10 protein-coding genes are annotated in these 11,880 nt (G+C 50.1%); 5 read left to right on the forward strand and 5 right to left on the reverse strand.

What is annotated here, in order from left to right; translation table 11 throughout:
• Together norW and VV1_RS21410 are read left to right on the forward strand one after the other, a co-directional pair.
• Entirely contained in the window at positions 1-1,149 is a 1,149-nt protein-coding gene (gene norW, locus VV1_RS21405; RefSeq protein WP_011082227.1) for an NADH:flavorubredoxin reductase NorW, read from the forward strand.
• 28 nt (positions 1,150-1,177) lie between these two features.
• The gene (locus VV1_RS21410) at positions 1,178-1,519 is read left to right on the forward strand and encodes a TehB family protein (RefSeq protein ID WP_011082228.1); all 342 of its coding nucleotides are present in this window, start codon (positions 1,178-1,180) and stop codon (positions 1,517-1,519) included.
• A gap of 76 nt (positions 1,520-1,595) precedes the next feature.
• Here the strand turns inward: VV1_RS21410 and VV1_RS21415 are convergent, their stop codons facing one another.
• Positions 1,596-2,792 (reverse strand): adhesin, encoded by a 1,197-nt coding sequence (locus VV1_RS21415; RefSeq protein ID WP_224656416.1) that lies wholly within the window; start codon positions 2,790-2,792, stop codon positions 1,596-1,598.
• A 195-nt stretch (positions 2,793-2,987) separates the two neighbouring features.
• On the opposite strand from VV1_RS21415, the gene VV1_RS21420 reads away from it, so the two are divergent.
• Entirely contained in the window at positions 2,988-4,112 is a 1,125-nt protein-coding gene (locus VV1_RS21420) for a helix-turn-helix transcriptional regulator (protein ID WP_011082230.1), read from the forward strand.
• A gap of 79 nt (positions 4,113-4,191) precedes the next feature.
• Here VV1_RS21420 and manA read toward each other — a convergent pair whose 3' ends face one another.
• On the reverse strand, positions 4,192-5,409 hold the full coding sequence (gene manA / locus VV1_RS21425) for a mannose-6-phosphate isomerase, class I (RefSeq protein ID WP_011082231.1): 1,218 nt from the start codon (positions 5,407-5,409) through the stop codon (positions 4,192-4,194).
• 108 nt (positions 5,410-5,517) lie between these two features.
• Complete coding sequence (locus VV1_RS21430; protein WP_011082232.1) at positions 5,518-7,419, reverse strand: PTS fructose transporter subunit IIABC; 1,902 nt, start codon at positions 7,417-7,419, stop codon at positions 5,518-5,520.
• Between the two features lie 416 nt (positions 7,420-7,835).
• On the opposite strand from VV1_RS21430, the gene VV1_RS21435 reads away from it, so the two are divergent.
• Entirely contained in the window at positions 7,836-8,675 is an 840-nt protein-coding gene (locus tag VV1_RS21435) for a helix-turn-helix transcriptional regulator (RefSeq protein WP_011082233.1), read from the forward strand.
• Here VV1_RS21435 and VV1_RS21440 read toward each other — a convergent pair.
• Both VV1_RS21440 and VV1_RS21445 read right to left on the reverse strand, forming a co-directional pair.
• The gene (locus tag VV1_RS21440; protein ID WP_011082234.1) at positions 8,667-9,446 is read right to left on the reverse strand and encodes a PTS sugar transporter subunit IIA; all 780 of its coding nucleotides are present in this window, start codon (positions 9,444-9,446) and stop codon (positions 8,667-8,669) included. The two genes, VV1_RS21435 and VV1_RS21440, sit on opposite strands and share 9 nt — an antisense overlap.
• A gap of 8 nt (positions 9,447-9,454) precedes the next feature.
• A complete protein-coding gene (locus VV1_RS21445) occupies positions 9,455-9,754 on the reverse strand; it encodes a PTS fructose transporter subunit IIB (RefSeq protein ID WP_011082235.1) in 300 nt (99 codons plus the stop codon).
• Positions 9,755-9,993: 239 nt separating this feature from the next.
• On the opposite strand from VV1_RS21445, the gene VV1_RS21450 reads away from it, so the two are divergent.
• Positions 9,994-11,859: a PTS fructose transporter subunit IIBC gene (locus VV1_RS21450; RefSeq protein ID WP_011082236.1), complete on the forward strand. Its 1,866-nt coding sequence runs from the start codon at positions 9,994-9,996 to the stop codon at positions 11,857-11,859.
• Positions 11,860-11,880: the final 21 nt, after the last annotated feature.

An 11,880-nucleotide genomic window follows, 5' to 3' on the forward strand; every position in this document is an offset into this window, starting at 1 on the left:
ATGTCCGATCCCATTATCATCATTGGCAGTGGTTTTGCTGCCTACCAGTTGGTCAAAAGTGTGCGTCGTTTAGACGCACATATCCCAATTCAGATCTTCACTGCCGATGACGGTGCCGAGTACAACAAACCGGATTTGAGCCACGTGTTCAGCAAGCGTCAAACCGCGGCAGACTTGGTGGTGAAAAGCGGCGAGGCATTTGCCGAAGAATACAACGTGCAACTGCACGCTCACACGCAGGTCGAACGCGTGCTGACCCAGCAACAGCAAGTGGTGGCTAATGGCCGTTGCTACCCTTATTCCAAACTGGTGTTTGCCACCGGAGCACAAGCGTTTGTGCCGCCGATGCGTGGGGATGGTCTGGCAAAAGTGATGACGTTGAACTCGCTGCAAGAGTATCAAGCGGCTGAGCAGCCGTTAAGCCGTGCTCAGCATGTGTTGGTGATTGGTGGCGGATTGATTGGCGTGGAGATCGCGCTGGATTTGGCAACCTCCGGCAAACAGGTAACGGTGGTGGAGCCCAATGCACGCCTGTTAGCCAATTTGCTGCCGGAGTTTATTGCTCTGCCATTAGAACAGCAGTTGATGAAGCATGGCATTCAGTTGGCGCTAAATAGCCGTGTGGAAAGCGTGACAGAGCAGGGTCAAACGTTGGCGATTGCGCTGCACGATGGACGTGAGTTTGCCGTGGACGCGGTACTATGCGCGGCGGGGCTCAAAGCCAATACCGCTGTGGCGCGAGAAGCAGGGTTGAGCGTTGAGCGAGGAATTTGCGTTGATCATCAGCTCAACACATCCGATCCGCACATCTATGCCTTAGGGGATTGCGCGCAAATTGAAGGGCGTATGTTGCCCTATTTACAACCGATTGTGCTGAGCGCCAATGTGTTGGCCAAGCAGTTAGTCGGTCAAGAGGCACGGTTGACGCTCCCACCCATGATGGTGAAGGTGAAAACGCCAAGTTATCCCATTCAGTTGGCCGGCGATTTTTCGCCAGAATCGCATTGGCAGGTGCAGCTTTCGCCAGAGGGTATCGTGGCTAAAGCGCAAAGCCCACTGGGGGATTTTACTGGCTTTGTGGTCACAGGTGAGTATGTAACGCAGGCGTTCCCATTGTTGCGCGAGCTGTCTCAGCGCGCGAATGGATAAGTAACAAGCAAATTAAAGAGGACAGACGATGTCACATATGCGCATTCCAAAAGAGTGGACGATTCAACGCTCCACCCCATTTTTTACCAAACAAACCGTGCCAGCAGCGCTGCTGACACACCACAATACCGCGCAAGGGGTATTTGGCCAGCTGTGCGTGATGGAAGGGACGGTCACGTACTATGGTTTTGCCAACGAAGAGGCAACGGAAGCAGAGCAAGTGGTGGTGATCACCGCGGGGCAGTTTGCGACCAGTCCGCCACAATATTGGCATCGTATCGAGATGAGCGACGATGCGCAGTTCAATATCAACTTCTGGTCGGATCGTGATAAACGAAGTGAGGTGATGTTCCACGCGAAAACGGAGTGAGAACCATGAGAAGCCGTGTTGCTGGTCAGTGGTTACCATCAACACGGTATGGTTTTATGCTTGTTGTGTCTCAAGCTTACTTGATTCGGCTGAAGGTGAAATTCTCATCTGAGTTAGTAAAGTTGAGGCTTTCATTGTCTGTTACCGTGACAGTTGCGCTAAACATGGGGCTATCTTTATCATATAAGCCGCCCGGACCGTCTGCTTCGCTAGTGATGCTGGTGACGGTGAACACACCACCATTGAGGCTAAAACTACCAAATTCGCCGGATGTGGCCATAACCGCTTCACCATTGTAGGCTTCTTGGTTATTGCTGTGCACAATCACATATTGATTATTTGGTAGTATGGTTAAGATGTTATCGCTGCTAATGTCATCTTCTCTCAAGTACCAAGCACCCACCATGGCATTACTGCTGTCGGTGATTTTGCTAAATTGAACCTGCTCACCGGCTTCATCAGCGAAAGTGATGTCTAGAGTCGTTTGTGTGGCCTGAACTTCGAGAGTGATTGAGCCAAAGTCGTCTGCTAATCCGCCGGAGTTATCCGATTCACTGGTCACGTTAAGCGCCAACATTTGCGTGGCAGGATCGTAGGTATAAGTCCCGTATTCTGCCGAGCCCGCAGGTTGGTCGCCATCGTCAGGAATGTCGGAATGTTCGTGCACTATGATGTAGTTGTTATCGTTGAAAAAGGTCAGCACATTGCGCTTTCCTGCGCCTTCACTCAATAACCAACTGCCGGTCAATTGGCCTTTTAAGGTATCGGTAAAGTGAGCCTGAGCGTCCTCTTCGGTGACTAAGGTTTTACTTATGCTGGTTAAAATGGCGCTAGCATCTGCGTCAAAGCTATCACTGCCGACATCTAATCCTGTGCCGACAAAAGCATCCTTACTGGCATCGCTAATGGTGATGCCATCAGAGAGATCACCGTTTTCGTCTAGGCTTTGCAGCAACTGCAAAATGTTAACTGTAGTGGTGGTTGCGAGTCCGCCACCGATATCAGCTGGCGTCACTTGAGCAGCTGCTTTGACGGCTGGAAAGGTGAGATCGCCAAGGTAAAAGGTGACCGTTTCACCTTCTAAATATGTAAATTTGCCGCCTTCTGTGGTCACACCTTCACTAATGGTTGCGGTGCGATAATTCATGCCGATAACGGGACTATCTAGAAAGACACCCGTTTTGGTTTGTGGTGTCGGGGTAGATGAATCGCTACTGCCGCCGCAGCCAGCCAAAGCAAGTGCCACACATCCTGTTAGTAGTCGTATTTTCATATGTGCTCCAATCGGTTTTTATTTTGCACAAGGCAACCCTTGTCTTGTCATCCAAGCTTAGTATTTCATCGAGAATTTTGCCCAACAATACCCATATGGGTAATGCTGTTAACATTTCTCACATTTATTTGACATTGCCGAGTGGGGGTTTAATACTTTTTGCGCAGTTGACTGCTTCTAGGTTGATGGGTGGATATGAGTCAAGTTGATCAGATTGATATTGTAAAACAGATTTACAGCACCATTGAAAAGCCAGAATTATGGCAAGAGGTGTTGGTCCGCCTGAGTGAAGTATTAGGGTCTTCGCACGCATTTATTGCTAGCCGATCGAGTGTTGATCATTCGCCGTCTCGGTTTGTTGCCCATGGCTTTGAATCTGGCCATTTTGAAACCTATCAAGAGCATTTCTATAAAGTAGATTTGTGGACGCAGGGATTGGCACAGCACGATGCCAACCAGTTTCATGCTAGCCATTTGGTTTGCAATGATAAGGACTTTGTTGGTTCCGAAATTTACTCGGATTTTGCGAAGCCGGCGGCAATCAGAAATTCAATTGGCTGTTTACTCGCTAAACCGGATAGCCCATTGATCACCGAAATTGCGTTTATGTCAGGGCCTGACACGGCTTACTATTCTCAGCAGCAGGTGGCGGCTGCCAATGCGTTTCTTCCGCATATTGATCACGCTTTGGGAATGTCACTGCGTATGCAGCAGGCCAACGCGGCAGGCGCTCAAGATGCGTTACTGGATGTGTTGCCTGAAGCCATTTTTGTTTGTGACCACCATGCTGAGCTGCGTTACTTGAATGCATCGGCTCAAGTTTTATTGTCTAACAGCACGTTGTTTCAATCGTCGACTTTCTTTTCACGTCGATTAAGCTTCGCTTCAGCGCAGACAGATGCTCAATTTAAACTCGGTTTAAATCAATCCGCCGCTATCCTTGGCGCAGAGTTTGATAAGCGTTTTTATGCTTGGGATAAGCATATTGTTTATCGAGTGACATTAAAGCCTTGGTTTTACCAAGTCGTGACACCGATTGGACCACACAATGTCGCTTGTTGTTTAGTGGTGGTGCAAGCTTGCGCGAGTCGGTTAAAAATTCATCCTCAAGAAATCATGTCTTTGTTTTCATTAACCTTAGCGGAAGCGGAAGTGACCAGTTTACTTTGCTCTGGCTCTTTGGTTGATGAAATTGCCGTGCTACGTGCTGCAACCAGCAACACGATTCGACAGCAGATTAAAGCGTGCCTAGCGAAGACCGCAACCCGTAATCAGGCTGAACTGGTTGCTAAAGTCATTCGGAGTTTTACTCTGAGTTAGAGTACTCGGTGAGCTGAGTTCAGCAACCAAGCCTTCTTTCGCATCCAAAATTGGGGCGAAGAGCGCCCCTCGAAGGTGCTTAACTCAACGCTCTTGCCACTCGGCCTTGGCTGGTGATGGTGTAGTGTTCACAGTAAGCGGGAATGAACACCGATTGGCCCTTTTTGAGCAAACAACGTTCGCCATTAGCGTGGTTGAGTTCGAGATCGCCATCCAGAGGCAGCAAGATTTCCGCGCTGGAAACGTTGATCGTCAGCTTTTCTGCTGGCGGTAAAATCGCAAATTTAAAGTCGGCGACAGGAATGGGGTAGTGCAGGCTACCGTCACTCAGGTTTGGCTCAAGGTGCAGTTGTTCCAACGGCTTGTGTATGAACTGAGTGCACGCCACCAGTTCATCAATATCCATGTATTTTGGCGTTAAACCCGCGCGCAACACATTGTCGGAGTTGGCCATGATTTCTAAGCCCGTGCCATGCAAATAGGCGTGCGGTGTCTCGGCGTGCAAGAACATCGCTTCCCCCGGCTGTAAGGTAATTACATTGAGCATCAATGGCGCGAACAAGCCGATGTCGTTGGGGTACTGTTTTTCCAGTTCAACAATCAAGGCAAAGAGCGGCAAATCAACCTGTTTTGCTTGGTGGATCAAGGCCTCTACGGCGTTGGTTTTCGCTTCGCCTTGCAATGAGAGTAAGCCAGAGAAAAAGTCACTCAACCCTGGTTCGGTTGGGTTAGTTGAGAACGCATCCACGAGGGAGCTCAACTCGTCAATCGCCAGCTCGGTGAAGACATTGAGAATTTCATCGATAGCGCGAAAGCCGTTCATCGCGTGGTATTCGGTAAGCGCGTAAACCAGCTCTGGCTTGTGGTTTGGATCTTTGTAATTGCGGTTGGCGGCGGTCAACGCAATACCTTGCTGCTCTTCACGGGCAAAGCCCAATTCAGCTTGCTGCTTGTTGGGGTGCACCTGAATCGACAGCGCGTTTTCAGCGGCGAGAATTTTAAATAGATAAGGCAGCTCCCCAAACTGTGCGGCGGTCTGCTCACCTAAAATCAGCGCTGGATTTTGCGCAATAAAGTCAGACAATTTAACTTGCTGACCTGCCATCGTGACGCATGAACAACCATTGGGATGCGCTCCCATCCACAGCTCTGCTTGGGGTTCATTGGTTGGATTTTCGATGGCAAACAATTGCTGCATGGCGGTTTTGCTGCCCCACGCATAGTTTTGTATCGGATTGGTCATAGGGAAAAACACCGCCTGCGGCAGGGTTGCTTGCGAAGCTAGAATCTCAGACATCTTTCTTGCCTTCAGAAAAGTTATCTTTAGAAAAGTGACCTTCAGAAAAGTCACCATCGGAAAGATGGCTTGAGCGTGCGCCCAAGCCATACGGTGAAAAGAGGGGAGTTAAGCGGTTGCGGCCGCCAGTTTTTGTGCGCGGATTTTCTTCAGCGTCACACAAGTGATTGCTGTAACCGCAGCGCCTGAAACCATGCAAATTAGCGCCAATAACGGGTAGTTCATCGCGCCAAGCAGTGCTACCACAGGGCCACCGTGCGCCACGCTGTTGGTGATGCCGAAAGAGAACGCCATTACCGCTGCAACCATAGAGCCCAATACGTTGGCAGGAATAACCGACATCGGATCTTGCGCCGCAAATGGAATCGCCCCTTCAGAGATACCGACTAAGCCCATTGCGCCCGCCGCTTTACCTGCTTCAATTTCTGACGATTCAAATAAATCGAACTTGCGACCCATCGCAGTGGCGAGCGCCATGCCAAGTGGTGCAACCGGAATGGCACACGCCATCGCGCCCATGAATTGGGTTTGGCCACTGGCAATCATGCCGACAGAGAACAAGAACGCCACTTTGTTGAATGGGCCACCCATGTCAAAGCCGGCCATACCACCCAGCACAATGCCCAGTAGAATCACGTTACCAGTACTCATGCTGGTGAGCAGGGCGGTGAGACCGTCCATTAAGCTGGCAATAGGGGCGCCGATGACGAAGATGAACAGACCAGCAATGAACAGCGATGCGGTGATGGGCGCAATCATGATCGGAACGAGTGGCTGAATGAACTTGTGGTAGTTGATGGAGGTGATCCACTTAACGAAGTAACCAACAAGCAAGCCCGCGATGATGGCACCAATAAAGCCTGTTCCCGCTTCTGCGCCGTAGAAAGAGCCGTTGTTCGCAATCCAACCTCCGATTAAACCCGGAGCCAGTGCTGGTCGGTCTGCGATCGCGTAGGCAATGTAACCCGCCAAAATCGGGATCATCAGTGTGAAAGCAACCACGCCCACTTCAAGAATTTGGTTCCACATACTGCCGGGAGGAATCGCCATGCCCGCTTCGGTTGGCTCGCCGCCGACCGCAAGGGCTAAGGCAATCAGAAGACCCCCTGTGACCACGAATGGGATCATGTGAGACACGCCGTTCATCAAGAAACGATAGAGATCAGAGCGCGCTTGGGACGCTTTGTTCGCCACCGACTGCGTGCTGGCGCTTTCGGCTTGGTAGCTTGGCGCGTTTAACGCTTCGTTAATCAGCTTCTGAGCATCGCGAATTGGGGCTTTGACGTTGGTTTTGACAACACGTTTACCGGCAAAGCGCGCCATGTCGACCTGTTTGTCACATGCGACAACAATCGCCTCTGCGCGTTCAATTTCTTCTGCGGTTGGGCTGTTTTTTACCCCAATCGAGCCGTTGGTTTCCACTTTGATTTGGTAGCCCAACGCCGCCGCGCCTTTTTCCAGCGCTTCTGCCGCGAGGTAAGTGTGGGCAATACCTGCAGGACAACCCGTCACACCGATGATCAACCCTTTGCTCTCCGATGGGTGGGTCTCTGGCGCAGGTTCGGCCTTTTTCAGCAATAGCTGCAGCGCTTGCTCTGTGTTTTCGGCATTAAGGAATGCGTCGATAAAGCCTTCTTCGATCAGCTTGGAAGAGAGTTCAGCCAACACTTCAATATGGTGGTTATCGCCTCCATCGGGGGATGCGATCATGAAAAAGAGTTTGGAAGGCAAACCGTCTTCTGCGCCGTACTCAATGCCCTGTTTGCTCACGCCAATGGCGACGGCAGGTTGGGTCACGGCGGCACTTTTCGCATGAGGGATCGCGACGCCGTCTTCAAATCCGGTGTTGCCTAACTCTTCACGCGCTTGGATGTCTTGTAGGAAGGCCGCTTTATCTGAAATACGTCCTTGCGAATGCAGGATGTCAATCAGCTCTTCAAAAACGGCTTGTTTTGTATTTGCTTGCAGATCAAGCTGAATTAAATTGGCATTAATCAGTTGGTTGATCATAGAAACCTCTGTGTTTTGTCTTTTTTATCCCGCGCCGACCTCACGCTGCTGCGCCAAGTGGCCTGGGTATTTGTCAGAGATATTGTTTAATTTTGCGGATCGAGCGAGTAGTGAAGAAATAGAACATTTACTGGACAATTGTATCGGTATGAGTTGAATGTGATTTGGATCGCTATGAGATTTGGTGAGTGTTTCTGCCTCAAAATTAGTCTTTGTTAACGTTAAATTTCTGTTATTTCATTAAGTTAAAGTGTGTTTGTTGTTTTTAAATAAGAAAATGGGCACTAGAGAATTGGTGCTGTGACTGGATTTTTGTATCATTTGGCCGGGAGTGTGATTTCGTTCAAGGAGTGATGGTAACAATCGTTGTATACCTTACGCCGTTACGAACTGAACAATGCGATGAGAGACGAGAGATGATGTTTGATGATTTGATTTCATCGGTACTAAATGAACGTGAATCCTTTCATCATATTTGGTTCGCTGGCGATTTTCATACGCCACCTGAATTTAGCTATCAGGTTAACTTTCCCCGTTTGGAGTTAGTCTTGGATGGGGAATACATTAATGAAATGGAAAGCCACGATCGCAAAGTGAGCAAAATTGTCGCCAAAGCGGGTGATGCGATTTTTATTCCTTCTAACTGCTGGAATAAGCCGAATTGGGATACCGATTGCTCGGTGCTGAGCATGTTGTTTGGTCGCCGCCAGTTGGGGCTCAGTTTGGTGAGTAAGCGCAAAGGCGAAGCCAACTTTTACGATATCCAAAAGCACAGTATCCAAACCCGTTCAGGTTTTGCCATCGATAACATCTTAGAGGCACTCAGCTCATTGGCGCGTGAAAATCACAAGAAGCCGATGGACGAGTTGTTGCTGCAAGCCTTGCTGCAATACGCCAAAACCATGCTCAATGCCCCCGTTGAGCAGTCGCACAACCGCGTACAAGATCTCTATCAAGGGATCTGCATTTATATCCAAGAGAATTTCCATCGGCCAATTACCCGGGAAAGTATTGCATCGCGTTTTAGCATCTCTGCCAATCATTTATCGCGGCTGTTTCGCCAGCAAGGGCATATGACGTTGGCCGATTACATCACTTGGGTAAGGGTGGACCGCGCCAAGTTTATGCTCAAGAAGTATAACTTTAAGCTCAATGAAGTGGCGCTGCGCTGCGGGTTTAAGGATGTGAACTACTTCTGCCGCGTGTTTAAAAATCGCACGGGGCGCACGCCAACCGATTACCGCGCCTCAATTTAGCAGGCGCGACATGGCGTACATCAGCAGCGCTTGCAGATCGACGCCACTGCGAGTCAGCAGTAGCCGCTCAACCATCTGATCACACAGTAAATTACGCGTTAAATTGGTCGCGGCGATGATCTGTTCTCGATTGGGCTTGCTTGGCATCACTAAAGCAATGGCCAAATGCACCTCGCCCATTTTTGAAGCCCAATCCATCGATTCGTCGTTTTTGATCACCGCCACAGCAATGTGTTCAATGCCTTCAAACATCACATGAGGAATCGCGATGCCGGGCGCGACGCTGGTGGAAGAGCGCTCTTCTCGCTTGATAAACGCCAAAATCAGTTCATCGGGCGAAACGGGGTAGATCAGTTGCGCTAACCCTTTCAAACACTCGAATTTGGTGAGTTCGGTGTGTGCTTTGGCATAGTGCCATTTGACCTCGGCTGGTGGGCAAATTTGCGGTAGACGCTCGGCCAGATGGCTGGAGAACTCATAGTTGATCTTTGAACCGACCACGGTGAAGTGATCCGAGAGCATGTCTTTAATCACAAAGCAGGCGAGTTCGGCATCAATGCCAATGGCGGTGATTTGGCAAAAATCCCCTTCTTGCAACCCTACTTGCAGTACCGAGAGTGACTTTGCCAACTCTGCGCTGCGATTTTGCGTGATATTGATGATGTGTAGCGTGCTTTTGAACTTTCGCGCAACACGAGACAATGGCTGGGCCACATGGGCGCTGGCGTTAACATCGTTCACCAAGAAGGTGACTTGATATTCATGCATCATGCTGGTGTTCAGCGACAGTGGACAAGAAACACTTTGTCGACGTTGAGCAGCACATCTTCGATGGAGAGTTTCACCACGTTCATACCTTCAAAACGTCCTGGCTGTTCGATTTCGATATCCGAGACAATCAATACCTTATCCGCATGAGCCACATCATGAGGCGTCAGTTGATTTTCGATCCCCATCGCACCTTGGGTTTCGACTTTGATCTGCACATTGTACTTTGGTGCGGCTTTGGTTAATGCATCGGCCGCCATGTAGGTGTGCGCAATGCCCGTTGGGCAAGCGGTGACCGCAACAACTTTCATCGGACTATCTCGTGGTAACGTTTGGCGGGATATTAGCACAGCGTAAGTCAAATGCGGCTTTTTCGCAGCAGACCCAGTTCACAATTCGCTTTTGATGTTACAAAAATCCAGTTATTGCATCTTTCGTCCTATGTTTTGAAACCGCTTGGCTGGTTAATCTAGCCTACACGCGCGTGCGCGAACCTACGCACGCCTCAATAACATGGACAACAGTATGGACAACGCAAGGTAAAGCCATCGTGGATATGACCAACCTGATCGAACCCGAAGTCATCTGCTTAGATCTGAACGCCAACAGCAAAGAAGAAGTGCTGATTGAATTGGTGGAGTTGTTGGATAAAGCGGGGAAATTGACCGATAAACAGCAATTTTTAAAGGATATTTGGCTAAGAGAAGAGATTGGCAATACCGGTTTTGAAGAGGGAATTGCCATTCCCCACGCCAAAAGTCACGCTGTTGCCTTACCCGCTGTGGTGGTGGGGATCAGCCGCCAAGGGATTGATTATGGCGCGGAAGATGGTCAGCTTTCCGACGTGTTTTTTATGCTCGCCTCCCCCGATGGCGAAGATCATCACCACATTGAAGTGTTGGCACAAATCTCCAGTAAATTGATTGAAGAGGGTTTTGTTGAGAAGCTCAAAGCCGCGGAAAATGTCGATCAGGCGCGAGCGTTGTTTGTGGACCACAACGGTGCAAACACCACGCAAGGGCATGGCATGGGTGAGTATGTTCATCAGCCGCTTAGCCCGATGGCGCAACGCGTCGCACGTATTAAGGAGCATCTGTTGTTTGGCACCTCTCATATGATGCCGTTTATTGTCGCGGGTGGGGTGCTACTGTCGCTTTCTGTAATGATCACCGGACATGGCGCCGTGCCAGAGCAGGGAGTATTAGCGGACATCGCGCAAATGGGTATTGCTGGCCTCACCTTGTTTACCGTGGTACTTGGTGGTTACATCGCCTATTCCATGGCAGACAAACCGGGTTTAGCGCCGGGGATGATTGGCACTTGGATTGCGGTCAACCAATACCATACGGGCTTTTTAGGCGCGATCATTGTGGGCTTTTGGGCGGGGTTTGTGGTGCGTCAGCTGAAAAAAATCGAGCTTCCCGACAGCATGAGCTCACTCGGCTCCATTTTCATCTATCCTCTGGTCGGAACGTTCATCACTTGTGGCGCGATCATGTGGGTGATTGGCTCTCCTATCGCCAGCAGCATGTTATGGCTCAATCAATTTCTGGCTTCGATGGCCGATTCTGGCAAAGTTGCTTTAGGCGCAGTGCTGGGAGCGATGACCGCGTTTGACATGGGCGGGCCAATCAACAAAGTCGCCACGCTGTTTGCCCAAACGCAAGTGAACACCCAACCTTGGTTGATGGGCGGGGTCGGCATTGCAATTTGTACCCCACCATTGGGGATGGCGCTGGCCACGCTGTTGTCACCCAGTAAATTCAAACGTGATGAACGTGAGGCGGGTAAAGCGGCCGGCATTATGGGCATGATTGGCATCAGCGAAGGGGCGATTCCGTTTGCAGCGGCGGATCCCGCACGTGTGCTGCCGGCAATCATTGCTGGTGGCATTGTCGGCAACGTGATTGGCTTTCTCTTCCAAGTACTCAATCATGCGCCTTGGGGTGGCTGGATTGTGCTTCCTGTCGTTGATGGAAAAATTGGCTATATCGTCGGCACGATTGCTGGTGCCATGACCACGGCGCTGATCGCCATTGCTCTGAAGAAAACCGTCAATGAAGACGAGAATTCGCCAGGCGATACACTGGCATACTCTTCGGTAGTGGGGGAAGGCCAAGCCGATATTCTCGCCGTCACTTCGTGCCCTTCTGGTGTTGCGCATACTTTCTTGGCCGCGAAATCGCTGGAAAAGGCGGCATGCCTGCTCGGAGTGAAAATCAAAGTGGAAACGCAAGGCGCCAACGGCATCATTAATCGAATTACTGCCAAAGATGTCCAAAGGGCCAAGTTGGTGATCTTCGCCCACGACGTCGCCATCAAAGAACCTGAACGCTTTAAGCACATTAAGGTCATCGACGTCACCACCAAAGATGCAATTTTGAATGCCGCGGCATTGATGCAGATGAAAAAGTAGCCAACGACACGGCTGTTATTA

This window comes from Vibrio vulnificus CMCP6, from assembly GCF_000039765.1.
Taxonomy (GTDB): domain Bacteria; phylum Pseudomonadota; class Gammaproteobacteria; order Enterobacterales; family Vibrionaceae; genus Vibrio; species Vibrio vulnificus_B.